Source organism: Agrobacterium sp. V1 (genome assembly GCF_030518355.1).
Lineage (GTDB): Bacteria > Pseudomonadota > Alphaproteobacteria > Rhizobiales > Rhizobiaceae > Agrobacterium > Agrobacterium cucumeris.
Genome location: NZ_JAULSF010000002.1, coordinates 635,347 through 651,715, shown reverse-complemented (window position 1 = coordinate 651,715; position 16,369 = coordinate 635,347). Strand labels below are relative to the sequence as shown.

At 59.4% G+C, this 16,369-nt stretch carries 17 protein-coding genes; 8 read left to right on the top strand and 9 right to left on the bottom strand.

The window, feature by feature from the left end; all coding sequences use genetic code 11:
* Positions 1 to 61: 61 nt before the first annotated feature.
* A complete protein-coding gene (locus tag QSV77_RS17145; RefSeq protein WP_142842685.1) occupies positions 62 to 742 on the bottom strand; it encodes a sugar transferase in 681 nt (226 codons plus the stop codon).
* Positions 743 to 1,361: 619 nt separating this feature from the next.
* Complete coding sequence (locus QSV77_RS17140) at positions 1,362 to 1,910, bottom strand: cupin domain-containing protein (protein WP_142842684.1); 549 nt, start codon at positions 1,908 to 1,910, stop codon at positions 1,362 to 1,364.
* 146 nt (positions 1,911 to 2,056) lie between these two features.
* On the opposite strand from QSV77_RS17140, the gene QSV77_RS17135 reads away from it, so the two are divergent.
* Both QSV77_RS17135 and QSV77_RS17130 read left to right on the top strand, forming a co-directional pair.
* Complete coding sequence (locus tag QSV77_RS17135; protein ID WP_302734402.1) at positions 2,057 to 3,391, top strand: aspartate aminotransferase family protein; 1,335 nt, start codon at positions 2,057 to 2,059, stop codon at positions 3,389 to 3,391.
* A gap of 145 nt (positions 3,392 to 3,536) precedes the next feature.
* On the top strand, positions 3,537 to 5,357 hold the full coding sequence (locus QSV77_RS17130; protein WP_302734401.1) for a methyl-accepting chemotaxis protein: 1,821 nt from the start codon (positions 3,537 to 3,539) through the stop codon (positions 5,355 to 5,357).
* Positions 5,358 to 5,430: 73 nt separating this feature from the next.
* Here the strand turns inward: QSV77_RS17130 and QSV77_RS17125 are convergent, their stop codons facing one another.
* The 4 genes from QSV77_RS17125 to QSV77_RS17110 form a co-directional block, all read right to left on the bottom strand.
* Positions 5,431 to 6,216 carry a L,D-transpeptidase gene (locus QSV77_RS17125; RefSeq protein WP_046801347.1) on the bottom strand — a complete coding sequence of 262 codons (786 nt, stop codon included), beginning with the start codon at positions 6,214 to 6,216 and terminating at the stop codon, positions 5,431 to 5,433.
* 19 nt (positions 6,217 to 6,235) lie between these two features.
* Positions 6,236 to 7,291 carry a murein L,D-transpeptidase family protein gene (locus QSV77_RS17120; RefSeq protein ID WP_161991425.1) on the bottom strand — a complete coding sequence of 352 codons (1,056 nt, stop codon included), beginning with the start codon at positions 7,289 to 7,291 and terminating at the stop codon, positions 6,236 to 6,238.
* Positions 7,292 to 7,463: 172 nt separating this feature from the next.
* Positions 7,464 to 8,249, bottom strand: a complete 786-nt coding sequence (locus QSV77_RS17115) for an SDR family NAD(P)-dependent oxidoreductase (protein WP_302734400.1) — start codon at positions 8,247 to 8,249, stop codon at positions 7,464 to 7,466.
* Positions 8,246 to 8,629 (bottom strand): hypothetical protein, encoded by a 384-nt coding sequence (locus QSV77_RS17110; RefSeq protein WP_271363766.1) that lies wholly within the window; start codon positions 8,627 to 8,629, stop codon positions 8,246 to 8,248. The genes QSV77_RS17115 and QSV77_RS17110 overlap by 4 nt, the downstream gene beginning before the upstream one ends.
* A gap of 97 nt (positions 8,630 to 8,726) precedes the next feature.
* Between QSV77_RS17110 and QSV77_RS17105 the strand changes: the two genes are divergently transcribed.
* Complete coding sequence (locus QSV77_RS17105) at positions 8,727 to 9,317, top strand: DNA-3-methyladenine glycosylase (protein ID WP_302734399.1); 591 nt, start codon at positions 8,727 to 8,729, stop codon at positions 9,315 to 9,317.
* Here the strand turns inward: QSV77_RS17105 and QSV77_RS17100 are convergent.
* The 3 genes from QSV77_RS17100 to QSV77_RS17090 form a co-directional block, all read right to left on the bottom strand.
* Positions 9,314 to 9,472: a hypothetical protein gene (locus tag QSV77_RS17100; RefSeq protein ID WP_302734398.1), complete on the bottom strand. Its 159-nt coding sequence runs from the start codon at positions 9,470 to 9,472 to the stop codon at positions 9,314 to 9,316. The genes QSV77_RS17105 and QSV77_RS17100 overlap by 4 nt on opposite strands.
* Positions 9,473 to 9,696: 224 nt before the next feature.
* Entirely contained in the window at positions 9,697 to 9,894 is a 198-nt protein-coding gene (locus tag QSV77_RS17095; protein WP_035243556.1) for a hypothetical protein, read from the bottom strand.
* A 174-nt stretch (positions 9,895 to 10,068) separates the two neighbouring features.
* Positions 10,069 to 11,082 (bottom strand): substrate-binding domain-containing protein, encoded by a 1,014-nt coding sequence (locus QSV77_RS17090; protein WP_269699397.1) that lies wholly within the window; start codon positions 11,080 to 11,082, stop codon positions 10,069 to 10,071.
* Between the two features lie 267 nt (positions 11,083 to 11,349).
* Here QSV77_RS17090 and QSV77_RS17085 point away from each other — a divergent pair, with 267 nt between their 5' ends.
* From QSV77_RS17085 to QSV77_RS17065, 5 genes are all read left to right on the top strand, one after another.
* On the top strand, positions 11,350 to 12,615 hold the full coding sequence (locus QSV77_RS17085; protein ID WP_269699396.1) for an ABC transporter substrate-binding protein: 1,266 nt from the start codon (positions 11,350 to 11,352) through the stop codon (positions 12,613 to 12,615).
* 64 nt (positions 12,616 to 12,679) lie between these two features.
* On the top strand, positions 12,680 to 13,654 hold the full coding sequence (locus QSV77_RS17080; RefSeq protein ID WP_174057790.1) for a carbohydrate ABC transporter permease: 975 nt from the start codon (positions 12,680 to 12,682) through the stop codon (positions 13,652 to 13,654).
* Complete coding sequence (locus QSV77_RS17075) at positions 13,651 to 14,484, top strand: carbohydrate ABC transporter permease (protein WP_003523786.1); 834 nt, start codon at positions 13,651 to 13,653, stop codon at positions 14,482 to 14,484. Before QSV77_RS17080 ends, QSV77_RS17075 begins: the two co-directional genes overlap by 4 nt.
* A gap of 10 nt (positions 14,485 to 14,494) precedes the next feature.
* The gene (locus QSV77_RS17070) at positions 14,495 to 15,523 is read left to right on the top strand and encodes an ABC transporter ATP-binding protein (protein ID WP_142842676.1); all 1,029 of its coding nucleotides are present in this window, start codon (positions 14,495 to 14,497) and stop codon (positions 15,521 to 15,523) included.
* A 57-nt stretch (positions 15,524 to 15,580) separates the two neighbouring features.
* Positions 15,581 to 16,366 (top strand): ThuA domain-containing protein, encoded by a 786-nt coding sequence (locus QSV77_RS17065; protein ID WP_046801358.1) that lies wholly within the window; start codon positions 15,581 to 15,583, stop codon positions 16,364 to 16,366.
* The last annotated feature ends 3 nt before the right edge of the window (positions 16,367 to 16,369 follow it).

Genomic DNA, 16,369 nt, shown 5'->3' with positions numbered 1-16,369 from the left:
TGGGATCCCGGTCGGGTGCGTGTCGAAACGAAAATCGATAAAGCCGAACTCAATATTGATTTCAGTAGCTGCCGCGCGACAGGCACACGGCGGGAATGGTCTTGACGATGATGAAGACATCCTGCCGCATCGACCAGTTCTGCACATATTGCGTGTCGAAAGCGACGCGGGTCTTGTAGGAGACGTCGTTACGGCCGCTGATCTGCCACAGGCCGGTCAGGCCAGGGCGGGTGCTGAGATAATAAGCGGCAGCGCTTTCATAATAGCTCAGTTCCTCGTCAACGACGGGGCGCGGGCCAACCACGCTCATTTCACCACGGATGATGTTGAGGAGCTGCGGCAGTTCATCAAGGCTAAGCTTGCGCAGCACGGCACCGACGGCGGTGACACGCGGATCGTTCTTGAGCTTGCGGGTCGCGCGCCATTCTTCGGCGGCTTCCGGATTGGCGGCAAGATATTGCCGCAACATCTCGTCACCGTTCATCGCCATCGTCCTGAATTTCAGGCAATGGAAATAGCGGCCATTATGTCCCACACGCCGGTGACCATAAAAGATCGGGCCGGGATCGGAAAATTTCACCAGAGCGGCGATCAAAAGGAAAATCGGGCTGAAGATGAGCAGCGCAAGTGCAGCCGATGCCATATCGAAGCTGCGTTTTGCGATGCCCCCGATAGGGAAACTGACATCGAAATCTTCGGAACTGCTGAGTGTCTGTTCAGCCGATTGGGTCGCGGACTTCATAGAGTGAACTCCATTTATGTTTTGCGATTGGTCGGTGCCCGAAGGCGCGTATTTCCGTCTAAAGGAGATAACAAGTCTGTGTTCGGAATTTGATGCTAATGGATTTTTTGTAAGGCACATTGCCCATGACCGTCTATGCGATTTCTTGCGGTGGCGGTCGATCAACCCCAGGGCAATATTAAGGGTTGCATAAAAAAGAAACAAATGTGCCTGCGGCCATGTGCACAGAGCATGGGTGGCCTCCCGGCATGTATTGTATTTTCGACCACCTGCAGTCTTTTCTTATATGTTTCTTATGACTTAATCGGATGAGACAGGAACGCCAAGAACAGCCATGCGTGTAATAGACTATTAAATTTTTTTGCGGCGCAGCAAGATTGCGGCAACGCATATAAAATTTGACATATTAGCCGGGATTTTTTTACCCGACACTCGGGCTTCGCCAAGAAAAAGCGATGGAAAAATTGCAAGGGCGGCGCAAAAGCGGCAAAACAATGGCAAAAATCCGCGCTTGAGCCGCGGAATATCTTTAAAATATTCGAGCCCCAACCCGGATTCGGCCCTGCCTGCGACAGGCAGAGCGCTTTCAGACCTTCACATCAAGCAAAATGCGGTGGAATCAGAAGGTGGGCGGCGTACAGGCGCTGATGACTTCGCACGGGACCGGCCCGATGCAGCGGAAGCGATGCGGCCTGCGGCTCTCGAAGTAATAGGCATCACCCGGCCCCAGCACCCGCCGCTCCTCATCAACCGTCACTTCCAGACGCCCGGAGAGGATGATGCCCCCCTCCTCGCCATCATGCACCAGCGGCACCTTGCCGGTATCGGCGCCCGGCTGGTAACATTCCTTCAGGATTTGCAGGCTGCGACCGAAGACATTGTCGCCCACCTGCCGGAAGGAGATCGGCCCCTTGCCGATCTCGACCAACTCATCCGCCCGATAGAAGGCCTTGCGGTTCGTCTCCGGCTCGAAGGCGAAAAACTCGGCAAGGCCGATCGGTATACCGTCGAGAATACGCTTCAGCGCGCCGACGGACGGGTTGGAGGTGTTACTCTCGATCAGCGAAATCGTTGAATTGGTCACGCCGGCGCGCCTTGCCAGTTCACGCTGGGAAATGTTGTGACGCAGCCGCAAATGGCGCAAACGCCCGCCAATATCCACCGACATGCTGCTGCCCCCGTTATCGTTGTTCGAAATATCGAAAATACTGCATTTCGCCTACAGCATTTTCAATGACTTGGCCACAGAGAGAAAAGGGCTTGTTCAGTCTGGAAAATAGCTTTCAATCATCATCAACGAACAGGAGAACCATTATGGACAACCCCAGCCGATCCAATTCCACCTCGCTCGACAGCTACTGGATGCCGTTTACCGCCAACCGCCAGTTCAAGGCAAATCCCCGCCTGCTGACGAGCGCCGAGGGCATGTATTACACCAGCAATGATGGTCGTCAGGTTCTCGATGGCACGGCTGGCCTGTGGTGCGTCAATCTCGGTCATGGCCGCCAGCAGATCGCCTCCGCCGTCAAACACCAGCTTTCGACCATGGATTACGCGCCCTCCTTCCAGATGGGCCACCCCGTCGCCTTCGAATTCGCCGAGCGGTTGGCGGAAATCGCCCCCGGCCCTGACGGGGCAAAGCTTGATCGCATTTTCTACACCGGCTCAGGCTCTGAATCGGTCGATACGGCGCTGAAGATCGCCATCGCCTATCAGCGCGCCATCGGCCAGGGCACCCGCAGCCGCCTGATCGGCCGTGAGCGCGGTTACCACGGCGTCGGTTTCGGCGGCATCTCCGTTGGCGGCCTCGTCAACAATCGCCGGGTTTTCCCACAGATACCGGCCGACCATCTGCGTCATACCCATGATCCCTCAAAGAACAGCTTCGTGAAGGGTCAGCCCGAGCACGGCGCCGAGCTTGCCGACGATCTGGAACGGCTGGTCGCCCTGCATGGCGCTGAAACCATCGCTGCCTGCATCGTTGAGCCGGTGGCCGGCTCCACCGGCGTGCTGGTGCCGCCGAAGGGTTATCTGGAGCGCCTGCGTGCCATCTGCGACAAGCACGGCATTCTCCTCATTTTCGATGAAGTCATCACCGGTTTCGGCCGCATGGGCTCATCCTTCGCCAGCAACTATTTCGGTGTTACGCCTGATATCGTCACCACCGCCAAGGGGCTGACCAATGGCGCGATCCCCATGGGTGCGGTCTTCACCAGCCGCAAGGTGCATGATGCGCTGATGCATGGCCCGGAAAGCCAGATCGAGCTGTTCCATGGCTACACCTATTCCGGCCATCCCGTCGCCTGCGCCGCCGGCATCGCCGCACTCGATATCTATCGCGACGAAGGCCTTTTCACCCGCGCATCGCAATTGCAGGATGACTGGCACAATGCCATCCATTCGCTGAAGGGTCTGCCAAACGTTATCGACATCCGCACCATCGGCCTCATTGCCGGCATCGAACTGCAATCGCGCGACGGCGCCATCGGCGCACGCGCCTATGACATCTTTGTGGATTGCTTCGAGCGCGGTCTGCTTGTCCGGGTCACCGGCGATATCATTGCGCTTTCGCCGCCGCTGATCGCCGAAAAATCCCATTTCGATGACATCGTCTCGATTCTCGGTGACGCGTTGAAACGCACAAATTAAAAGTATAAACCTCTAATATAAGAAAGGCTGCAATAGAAATTGCAGCCTTTTCTCATTTTTATCAAAAACATAGCGTACATAGATCATTTATTAAGCATGTTCTATTATTTTCCCGCAGTATAACCAACAGCGCGGGAACGTCCCCATGGCGTCGATTCAGAAAAAGATAATATTGGCAAGCATTGCGATCTTTTCCATCACCGGCGCCGCCACGGGCGTTGGCATGTGGGCAACGGAAACGCTGAACCGCAACAGTGAATATGTAGCACTCTCGGCCGAAGTGCTGCGCAACCACATGCAGGCGGACATGATGCATGATGCATTACGTTCCGACGTACTTGCCGCCATTCTCTCCACCAATGCCAGCATGGGCCTCGACCTCAAGACGGTTGAGGCTGACCTTGGCGAACATGAAGCCAGCTTCCGCGAAATGATCGAGGCCAACAGGTCCCTGTCAGCAGGCACAAACGTCAAGGCCGTGATCGACGGCGTCGAAAAACCGCTGCTTGCTTATATGGAAGCCGCCAATGCGGTTGTCGGCCTTGCGGGCTCCCGCCCGGAAGAGGCGGTCAAGCTGATGCCCGAATTCATGCGGCAATTTTCGGCGCTTGAAAAAGCGATGGAAACGGCCGGCGACCAGATCGAGGCCCTTTCCGATGCCGCCTCGGCCGAAAGCGAAAAGACCAAGGCGACCATCAACCTTGCCTTGAAGGGCCTGCTGGTTCTGGCGGCAATTTTCTCCGTCGGGCTTTTCCTTCTCACCCGCAGATCGGTTATCCAACCCATCCTGCAATTGTCAAAGAATATGGAAACATTGGCGGGCGGCGATACGTCTCAGCCACCCTCCGGCATCGATCGCAGGGACGAGATCGGCTCCATGTCCGTTGCCGTTGAAGTCTTCCGGCAGGCGGCAATCGCCAACCGGGCGCTTGAAGAACAGGCGGCAGCGGCCCGCCGGCAGGCGCAGGCCGATCAGGAGGCAACCCGCCAGCAGGCCGAGGAAGACGCCTCCGAACGGCTGCGCATCGCCACATCCGGCCTCGCAGCCGGTTTGAAGCGGCTGGCTTCGGGTGATCTGGCCTTCCAGCTCGATCAGGCCTTCGCCCCGCAATTTGAGGCCCTGCGGCACGATTTCAACAGTTCTGTCCGGCAGCTGGCCGAAACATTATTTGCGATTTCCGATGGCATCGGCACGATTGACGGCAGCAGCCGCGAGATTGCCGCCGGCGCCGGCGACCTTTCCCGCCGTACGGAAAATCAGGCAGCCTCGCTCGAACAGACCGCCGCAGCGCTTGAGGAAATCACGGCCAATGTTTCAAACGCCAACAAACGTACGTCCGAGGCGCGGCTTGCCGCCACCGACGCCAACCACAGCGCCCTGAAATCGGTTGAGGTGGTCAGCCACGCCGAAGAGGCGATGCGACGCATCGAGACATCATCGCGGCAGATTACCGGCATCATCGGCGTCATCGACGAAATCGCCTTCCAGACCAATCTTCTGGCGCTGAATGCCGGGGTGGAGGCCGCCCGCGCCGGTGAGGCCGGCAAAGGCTTTGCCGTGGTGGCGCAGGAAGTGCGCGACCTCGCCCAGCGTTCCGCAAAGGCCGCAAGCGAAATCCGCGACCATATCCGCCAATCATCAGCGGAAGTGGAAAGTGGCGTGAAGCTGGTTCTCGATACCGGTACGGCGCTGAAGGATATCGGCGAACGCATCGCCGGCATCGACCAGCACATGACCGCGATTGCGACATCCGCCGCCGAACAATCAACGGGACTTGCCGAAATCAACGCTGCCGTGAACTCCATGGATCACGCCACCCAGCAGAATGCGGCCATGGTGGAACAATCCACCGCCGCTTCGGCAACGCTTGCCGCGGAAACGGCAAAGCTGCGCGCGCTGGTTTCACGTTTCCGTCTGGATATGGAAGATGTTGGTGGCCATGACGTTATCCGTCACGTTGCCTGAGACGGGAGCATTGCGCTGCCATTCGTCCATCGTTTCCAGCCGCTGACTTCAGCGGCTGGAAATTTTTTATTTGTCAGTAGGTCTGAACCGGCTGCGAAAGGCCATCGCCAACCACGCCATTGCCATATTGGGCAACGGGCACGCCTTCCTGGCCGATCGGCACGCCCTGCTGCGCCGGGCCAAGCGCCGTCACCACGATCGGCGTACCGTCCGGCACGCGATTATAGAGATCGACGATGTCCTGGTTGATGAGGCGCACGCAGCCTGATGATACCGACTTGCCGATGGTCCACCATTCCGGCGAACCGTGCAGACGGTAGATCGTATCCTTGCCGTCCTTGAAAATATAGAGTGCACGCGCGCCGAGCGGGTTCTTGAGGCCCGGCTCCATGCCGCCATTTCGGCTGCTATAGGGCTCCAGCTCCGGCTGGCGGGCGATCATTTCATCAGGCGGCGTCCAGCGCGGCCACTGGCGCTTGTACTGAATGACGCCGCGGCCGGCCCATTCGAAACCCGCACGTCCGAGGCCGACGCCATAACGCATGGCCTGACCGTTCTCATAGGTAAGGTAAAGGAAATGGTTGGCCGTATCGACGACGATGACGCCGGGGCGCTCGCCCGTCGGATTGGCCACCATCTGCCGCAGGAACTGGCGCGGAATCCGCTTATAGGGAATTTCCGGCAGCGGAAACTGCTCGTCCGGCTTGGGACCGTACATCAGCGCATACATCGGATCTTCCGCGGGGGCGGCCGGCCGTGCGGCTTCACGCGCCGTGGTGTTGCAGCCCGCAAGGCCGGCAAGCGCCAATCCACCTGCTCCAAGCAGGAAACCCCGCCGGGTCGTTGTCGTCTCGTTCAATTGAAAAACCTCATTTACGTCATCTCACACTGGCAAAGGGGTCTGCCAGCGCCGCATCGGGGCGGCTGATAGGGTACTTCGTGCCGGAAACCTGCGATGCCATGGACTTGGCGCCGCTGGATTTCAGAATGGCACGGAAGCTCGGATGCATGCCGCCGTCTACATACGCGCTGAGTGGGGCGGAAGTTCCCTCGTTCATCGCAGCGGCAATTTTTTGTTGTTCCTCGGCCAGTTTCGATGCCACCGCCGGGTCCGGCTGATTGATGGCTGGCGGGCAGGCCGCCAGAGGATCGGCAGGCTCACCCTCGGCGAATTCGCTGTTGAAGACATAGCGCCGGCCGCAAACGGAGACCTTCGGCTGGCGGCGCGTCACCTCGAAATAGTCGTAGCCTTCCTTGAGCGTGCGCCAGAAGGGCATGTTGGGATCGTCGCGATGCGCCACCATGTTTCGTGCACTCATACGGAAGGGATAGGCCTGCACCTGGAAACGATCCTGCCCGCCCTGCAGCGCGCGCGCCACGACGGCGTAAATCTCGCCCACCTGTTGGTCGGTCATGGCGTAACAGCCCGACGACGAACAGGCGCCATGCACCATCAGCGCTTCGCCGGTGTAACCGAGCGCCGATTCCAGCCGGTTGGGATAACCGAGATTGAAGGAGACGTAATATTGCGAATTCGGATTCAGCATGCCGGCCGAGACGTGATAAAAACCTTCCGGCGCCTGCCGGTCACCGGTCTTCATCTTCGGTCCGAGCTTTCCGGACCAGCGGCACATGGGATAGGTCTTCAGCAGCGCATAGCTTCCGGTCTTGTCGATCTTCCAGACCTCAAGTTCGCTTTCCTGCTTGAAAATACGAACGAGGACCGGGCTTTCCGGCCGCATGCTCTTGGCAGACATCTGCGCCATCATCTTGGACGACAGCTTCGGCGGGTCCTTCTTGACGCTATCGAGACCCATGGAGGTGCACGCAGCAAGACCGCCGCCGATCGCGACGACCGCAGCTACTCTTACCCCCGCCATCACCTTCAGCCGTAACCCCGCAACTGCGAAATCCAGCAATGCCTTCATGTCCATGGATCGTTCTGCCCGCCTGATTTGCCCGCCTTTCCGGCAGACGCTTAACTAGCGAAGGTGGCCATAACGCGGCAACCTCGCACATGGACAAAGTCTCGTGAACAGACGTTACCCTTTCGTTAATCATAGGGACACAAGCCCGTGAGGGGTACGTCAGCAGGGCAGACGCCCCCTATCGAAGCAGCCCCTGCCCGCCATCGATCCATACCGGCGTGCCGGTAATGTGGCGCGATGCGTCCGATGCCAGAAAACCGATCAGCGCGGCGACATCGTCGCTTGAGCCCGCCACACCGCCGGTCACGGGAATATCGCCGGCCGGAAACCGAACCGGCACCTCAGTCTTTTCGCGTCCGCGTATATCGGTGTTTTCGTCGATTGCCGTTTCGATCTCCCCCGGACACACGGCATTAACGCGGATGCGGTGACGCCCAAGCTCGAGCGCCAGTTGCTGGGCCATAGCAAGCTGCCCCGCCTTCGTCACGGAGTAAGCGGTAGCGCCGGGGGAGGTAAAGGTTCGTGTGCCGTTGATCGAGGAAACGATCACGATGGAGCCGCCACCGGCCGCCTTCAGATACGGCACGCTGGCATGCACGGTGAGATAGGTGCCGCGCAGGTTGATGCGGATCGTGTCGTCCCACTCGGAAGGCTTCAACTCATCAATGGGCGCCCAGACACCGTTGACGCCGGCATTGGCCACCACGACATCAAGGCGACCGAAATCCTCCGCGAGCGCTGCGACCGCGTGTCGCATGGCCGCCTCGTCCGAAACATCGGCGAGAAGAACTTTGGAAGAGCCGGATGCGGTCTTTATCTCCTCGGCCACGGCCAGCAATTCGGACTCGGTGCGGCCGAGCAAGCCAACCGAAAAACCAGCGGCAGCCAGATGCAGGGCGGCGGCACGTCCGATGCCGGAACCTGCGCCGGTGATGAGGGCAACTTTGCGATGAGCCAATGTCACACCCCGCCTTTTCTCGAGGCTATCGAGGTGACGGTGGCCGAAACCGGATCGCTGGCTGGAAAGCTGTCTTCCAGTCCCTCGTCCAATTCCTCTTCAAGAATATCGCGATCCTTCGCGGTGCGGGCGCTGGCCTGACCATGCGGACCATCATCCTGCGCCGTTCCAAGCGCTGAAAACTGCGACGACGCATCAGCGCCGTGGCGGGTGCCGAAAGCCGTCAGCTGAACCATCACTGCACTGGCGCGCTTGATGGCCTCCGCATCATCGATGCCTTCCAGCCCATCGGCGAGACGGACGGAGACCTGGTCGCCGTCGCTGCCGACGAACTCGACGGATATGACACCGTTATTGCGTTTTACATAGGTCGTGGAAAGTTGCATGACATGCCCTCCGATTTGACAAGCATCGGCCTATCAATCCGATGCGGTAACACTGAAACCTGAATTCACAACGATGGCAGAGCGGAAGGGGTTCCAGATGAATCAGGCCTTTAGCCCGGAAATGCAGGCGAGTTTCTTCAAGCGAGACGCGCTGGATGTCGCCCGTGCGCTCATCGGCGTGGAATTTCGCGTCGGCAATGCCGGCGGCATCATCGTGGAAACCGAAGCCTATCATCCCGACGACCCGGCGTCCCACGCCTTCAACGGGCAGACGCCTCGCAACAGGGCAATGTTCGGCCCGGCCGGCCATCTCTATGTCTATCGGTCCTATGGCATTCACTGGTGCGCGAATTTCGTCTGCGCGCCCGGCTCTGCGGTGCTTCTGCGCGCCATCGAACCTCTGACCGGTCTGGACATGATGAAACTGCGGCGGGGAACCGACAAGCCGAAACTTCTGTGCTCCGGCCCCGGAAGGCTTTGTCAGGCCATGGCGATTACCGGCGACATGGACGGCATGCCGCTCGACGCCCCTCCGTTTTTTCTGCGTTTGCCACAGGAAGCCGCCGCGGTGACCAGCGGCAGGCGTATCGGCATCAGCCGCGCGGTGGATTATCCGTGGCGCTTCGGGCTTGCAGGCTCGGCCTTTGTCAGCAAGAAATTCGAAAATCCGCGAACGCAGGACGTTTAAAGCACTTTCGGCGGCTGATCGTTTTCGTCGGGATTGGGGGTCGGAATTTCATCCGGCAGCCTGTCGGGTTCGGGCTCTTCCACCGACGGAATATCCGGCTGTGGCGGCACCGGCATTGGCGGTTCGGGATAGGGTTCGACGGGAACGGTCGACATCGCGGCCTCCTGATATAAATGCGCGACCCAAACCGGATTACGCTTTCATCTATCGGGACAACGCGCCTGCGCCGTCGCCATTCAGGCGGCGCAACACACAAATTCGCCCATCGGTCATATGCCGATCAGGTCCCTCCGGTCCGGTTGCGCCGCCCCGTGGTTGTACAGGGAAAACGCCGGGACCGGCGGTCCGTTCCGTTTTTTGAAGAAGCTTTTTTGACGGCTCAGGCAAAACCGAGCGCGCTACGGGAAATATCGCGGTTTTCGCAATAATCGCGGGAGTGGGCCTCATGGCCATGCTCACGGGCGGTCGAACGGGTCAGTTCCGGGCTTGGAACATTGAGCAGCGCGTCGGCATAGGTGCCGGTCGCTTCCACGTCATCGATCACTGGTTGCTGTTGCGGTTTTAAAAATTCAAACATCCGTCGTCCTCCTTCGACACGTCCCCTCAACGCGCCGGCCCAAGTCCTGTTCCATAACGAACACGACTGCTTCGATTATACATGAGATGTCGCCGCCGTATAGATGACGAAAGGCGAACGCTATCAACTGACGTTCACAAAATGGAGTGGAATCAGTGAGCTATACCGACAAGTTCAGGCAGGCCCGACCGACTCCCGTAGGATCAGCTCCACCGGCCACAATTCCTGCACTTCGCGCACCGGCCTGCCGCCGATGATCTGCAAAAGCAGGTCGGTCACCCGCATGCCGGCCATACGCATGGGAGAACGGGTGGTGGAAAGCGGCGGCAGCATGCTTCCCGGGGTGAGATAGGGAAACACGTCATCATGGGCGATGACGGAGACGTCCTTGCCGATCGTCAGCCCCATCTGGGTTGCCGCACGATACACACCCTGCGCCGTCATCATCGCACCCGCAACGAAGGCCGTCGGGCGCGGCGTCTGCTCCAGAAGCGAGCGGGCGAAGCGAAACGCCGTCTCCTCGCTGAAATGCTCGCTGATCATGAAACGCGGATCCGGCGTGATGCCGTGGGTCGCCAGCGCATCGCGAAAACCCTGTTCCCGATCCTGCACGAAAGTACGGCCGACCGGACCGTTGATGAGAGCAATCCGCCTGTGCCCACGCTCCAGAAAATGGATCGTCGGACGATAGGTCACATCATGATTGTCGATATCGAGCCAGGCATGTTCGAACGGTGTCTTCGAGCGGCCATGCACGATGAACGGCACACCCAGCCTGTTGAGCAGCGCAATGCGCTCATCCTCCGGGCGCGGTGAATGCACGATGATGCCATCCACCCTTCCGCTCGACGCAAGTCGGCTGAAAATCGCCAGTTCCTCGTCAAGATCATTGTCGACAGTGACGCTGACGAGGATGTCGGTCTCTTCCCCTTCCAGCCGGGTCGCCATTCCACCCATGAACTCCGAGAAGAAATGCCCGCCGCCTGAACGGCCCATGACAACACCAATGGCACCCGCCCTGCCGGTTGCCAGCCTGACCGCGTTGGCATTGGGCCGGTAGCCGTATTTCAGCGCAGCCTCCATCACCCGCTGCCGCGTTTCCTCGCGCACCTCGGGGTAGCCGCCAAGCGCCCGGCTGACGGTGGTGGGCGACAGCCCGACCTTCTCTGCGAATTCCTTGAGCTTCATGTTTTTTGCCAATTTGCCCCTGCATGCGTCGCCGCTGCGGATTTTTCAAGCCGACAAAAATTGAAAACGATTTCAATTTTCTCCCACCTGAAACCTTACAGTTGGTTTTCCTGAAAGGCAAAGCCGAAAAATTCCAGACGAAAATCCCCAATTTTCGCTCAATTAGAAAGAGTATTGACAGATTGTCTAGCTTTTGCGAGCTTTCCGTCGGTCAAAAGCGCTTTCAATTTTGAGGATAATCGGGAGCGTCAACGGAGGAGTTTGACAATGAATATTTCCATGAAGACTTTGTTCCTGTGCGGAGTGGCGTTTTCTGCCGCTGTTTCCGCGCAGGCGGCTGAACTTTCCATCGCCGCCAATTCGACCGGCAAGAACGTCGCGTTCTTCCGCGAACGCATCGCCGCCTTCGAGAAAGAAACCGGCCACAAGGTCAATCTCGTCACTATGCCGTCGTCTTCCAGCGAGCAGTTCAGCCAGTACCGGCTGTGGCTTGCCGCCGGCAACAAGGATGTCGACGTCTACCAGACGGACGTGATCTGGGCGCCGCAGCTGGCCGAGCAATTCGTGGATCTGACTGCAGCGACCAAGGATGTCATCGGTGATCATTTCCCCTCCATCGTCGCGTCGCAGACGGTTGACGGCAAGCTCGTCGCCATGCCGATGTTCACCGACGCGCCGGCGCTGTTCTACCGCAAGGACCTTCTGGAAAAATACGGCAAGCAGCCGCCGAAAACCTGGAAGGAACTGAGCGAGACCGCCAAGGAAATTCAGGACAAGGAACGCGCGGGCGGACAGAAGGACCTCTGGGGCTTCGTTTTCCAGGGCAGCGCCTATGAAGGCCTGACCTGCAACGCGCTGGAATGGATCGCATCGGCCGGCGGCGGCCATATCGTCGAAAGCAACGGCGATATCTCCATCAATAACGAGAAGGCTGCAGCCGCCATCGAAACAGCCAAGGGCTGGGTCGGCACCATCGCGCCGCAGGGCGTGCTCGCCTACAAGGAAGAGGAAGCGCGCGGCGTCTGGCAGACCGGCAATTCCGTCTTCATGCGCAACTGGCCCTATGCCTATGCGCTTGGAAACGGCGCCGACAGCGCCATCAAGGACAAATTTGGCGTCACGCCGCTGCCGGCAGGCGAAGAAGGTTCGGCGCCTGCCTCCACACTTGGCGGCTGGAACCTTGCCGTTTCGAAATATTCCGACGACCAGGAAGCCGCCATTCAGCTCGTGAAATTCCTGGCATCAAAGGACACCCAGAAGCTGCGCGCAATCCAGCTTTCCAACATGCCGACGATCGCTTCGCTCTACGATGACAAGGATGTCGCCGAAGCACAGCCCTTCATGCCGACATGGAAGCCGATCTTCGAGACCGCTGTTCCGCGTCCTTCCGCCTCGGCCAAGGTGAAATATAACGAGGTTTCGGCCAAGTTCTGGGGCGCCGTGCACAACACGCTCTCCGGCAACGGCACGGCGGCGGAAAATCTCGAACTTCTCGAGGTTGAACTGACCGATCTCAAAGGCAACGGCTGGTAATCCGGCCCGCGCGGGAGATGGTCTGGCCTGATCGTTTCCCGCGCCCCAACCGCGAGATATCCCCATGAACGACATCGCCCTTCAAAGACCGGTCGCGGCAGCCGGCACCGGCTCCGATCTGCAGTCGGAACGTCTGAAATCCGCCTGGCTGTTTCTTGCCCCCACATTTCTGGTGCTGGCGCTGGTGGCGGGCTGGCCGCTGGTGCGCACCGTCTGGTTCAGCCTCACCGACGCTTCGCTCACCAATCTCGAGGGTGCGCAGTTCGTCGGCCTCAAGAACTACCTTACCTGGATCACGCTCAGCAGCGGCCGCACCATTTATCGCGGCTTGCTTGCCGATCCCGCATGGTGGGGCGCGGTTCTCAATACGCTGAAATTCACCGTCGTCTCCGTCAGCCTCGAAACGATACTCGGCCTCATCGTCGCGCTGGTGCTGAATGCCGAATTCAAGGGACGAGGCCTCGTGCGCGCCGCCATTCTCGTGCCCTGGGCCATTCCGACCATCGTCTCGGCGCAGATGTGGGCGTGGATGCTGAACGACCAGTTCGGCATCTTGAACGACCTGTTCCTCAATCTCGGGCTGATCTCCAGCAAGATCGCCTGGACCGCCAATCCTGAAACCGCGATGGTGGCCGTGCTGATCGTCGACATCTGGAAGACGACGCCCTTCATGGCGCTGCTCATCCTTGCCGGCCTGCAGATGGTGCCGAAGGACATGTATGAGGCGGCCAAGGTGGATGGCATTCATCCGGTCAAGGTGTTCTTCCGCGTCACCCTGCCGATGATCCGACCCGCACTCATGGTCGCCGTCATCTTCCGCATGCTGGATGCGATGCGCGTATTCGACCTCATCTACATCCTGACGCCGAATAATGCCCAGACCCGCACCATGTCGGTGCTGGCACGCGAGAACCTGTTCGATTTCGACAAGTTCTCCTATGGCGCCGCCGCCTCAACCATGCTGTTCCTCATCATCGCCTCGATCACGGTCATCTACATGTGGCTCGGGCGCGTCAACACCGATGGAGCCGCGCGATGACCCTGCCAAGCATCCTGAAAACCACCGCCTTCTATGCGCTTGTCGCCATCATCATGGTGATTTCGGTATTCCCGTTTTATTACGCGATCCTGACGAGCCTGAAATCCGGCTCGGCGCTGTTCCAGGTCAATTACTGGCCGCGTGACTTCTCGCTGACCAATTACAGCTTCGTCATCGGCAACGGCACTTTCCTGCGCAATCTCGGCAATTCGCTGTTTGTCGCATCTTCCGTCGTCATACTCTCGCTGTTCCTTGCGGTAACGGCGTCCTATGCTCTCGCCCGCGTCCGCTTCCGTGGCCGCGCGCTGCTGCTGCTCACCATCCTGTCGGTTTCGATGTTTCCGCAGATCGCCGTTCTCGCCGGCCTGTTCGAACTGATCCGCTGGGCGGGCATCTTCAACACGCCGCTGGCGCTGATCTTTTCCTACATGATCTTCACCCTGCCCTTCACGGTCTGGGTGCTGACAACCTTCATGCGCGACCTGCCGATCGAGATCGAGGAAGCGGCGATCGTCGATGGTGCGACGCCCTGGGTCATCATCACCCAGGTGTTCATGCCGCTGATGTGGCCGGCGCTCGTCACCACAGGGCTTCTCGCCTTCATCGCAGCGTGGAACGAATTCCTCTTCGCGCTCACCTTCACCTCATCGAACGAGCAGCGCACGGTGCCTGTCGCCATCGCGCTCCTGTCGGGCGGCTCGCAGTTCGAAATACCCTGGGGAACGATCATGGCGGCCTCCGTCATCGTCACCGCCCCGCTCGTCGTCCTCGTTCTGATCTTCCAGCGACGCATCATCTCCGGCCTCACCGCCGGCGGCGTCAAAGGCTAGGAGAAACATCATGACCACCATTCAACTGCGCGATCTTCGCAAATCCTTCGGCGCCTTCGATGTCATCAAGGGCATCGACATGGACATCCGCTCCGGCGAGTTCATGGTCTTCGTCGGCCCTTCCGGCTGCGGCAAGTCCACGCTTCTGCGCCTCATCTGCGGGCTGGAGGAAATTTCCGGCGGCACGCTCTCCTTCGATGGCGAGACGGTGAACCGCCTGCCGCCCGCCAAGCGCGGCGTCGCCATGGTCTTCCAGTCCTATGCGCTTTATCCGCATATGACCGTGTTCGAAAACATGGCCTTCGGCATGAAGCTATCAGGCGCGGACAAGGAACAGCGCAAGAAGCGCGTCGAAGCGGCAGCCGAGATGCTGCAGCTCACGCCCTATCTGGAACGTCTGCCAAAGCAGCTTTCCGGCGGCCAGCGCCAACGTGTCGCCATCGGCCGTGCCATCGTGCGCGATCCGAAGGTGTTTCTGTTCGATGAGCCGCTTTCCAACCTTGATGCGGCATTGCGCGTTGCCACGCGTCTGGAAATCGCCAAGCTGCACCGCTCGATGCATGACACGACGATGATCTACGTTACCCACGATCAGGTCGAGGCCATGACGCTCGCCGACCGCATCTGCGTGCTGCGTGACGGCCGTGTCGAGCAGATCGGCACGCCGCTGGAACTCTACGAAAGTCCGGTCAACACCTTCGTCGCCGGCTTCATTGGCTCGCCGAAGATGAACTTCCTGTCAGGCAAATATGCCGAGACGGAAGGCGCAAAAACCATCGGCATCCGCCCGGAGCACATCACCATCACCACCGACGGCAGCGGCTGGAGCGGCGAGATCGTGCATTCGGAAATGCTCGGGTCGGACAGCTACATCTATGTCGAGATCGGTGCCGGTGAACCCGTCGTCGTTCGCGAAGAAGGCGTGACCGACCGTAAGGCGGGCGAGCGTATCGCCCTCGTGGCGGATGCGACGCAGATCCATCGTTTTGACGCCGAAGGCCGGGCGCTTGCCCGCAACCCCGCCCGGGGTGCTGCCTGAAATTTCAACTTTCGCCGGGACCACCCAAGGTCCCGGCTTTCACCGAGGAGCATGAAAATGACCATCAACACCGTTGTATGGGGCGAAAATATCCACGAACACATCAATGAGACGGTGCGTTCGATCTATCCAAACGGCATGCACAACACCATCGCCGATGCGCTCAACCAGAACCCCGAGATCAATGCCACCACCGCCACGCTGCAGGAGCCGGAACATGGCCTGTCGCAGGAGCGCCTCGACAAGACCGATGTGCTGGTCTGGTGGGGTCACAAGGACCATGGCGCGGTGCAGGACGAGATCGTCGAGCGCGTAGCCAAACGCGTCTGGGAAGGCATGGGCCTCATCGTCCTGCATTCCGGCCACTTCTCCAAGCCGTTCAAGCGGCTGATGGGCACACCCTGCGCGCTGAAATGGCGTGAGGCGGGCGAACGCGAGCGTCTGTGGACCATCAATCCGCGCCACCCGATTGCCGCCGGTCTGCCTGAGCATTTCGAGCTGGAAAACGAAGAAATGTACGGCGAGCAGTTCTCCGTGCCGGAGCCGCTGGAAACCGTGTTCATCTCCTGGTTCCAGGGCGGCGAAGTCTTCCGTTCCGGCCTCACCTGGCGTCGCGGCGCCGGCAATATCTTCTATTTCCGCCCCGGCCACGAGACCTATCCGACCTATCACGATGCCAATGTCCAGAAGGTCATCAGCAACTCGGTGAAATGGGCCTATAATCCGGTTGGCGCACTGAAGAGCATTCACGATGCCCCCAATGTTCCCGTCGACAAGGCGCTGGAGCCGATCGAAGAACGCGGCCCCAAGCTGCACAAGGCAGGCGAAGCAGGTTACAGGTAAAAA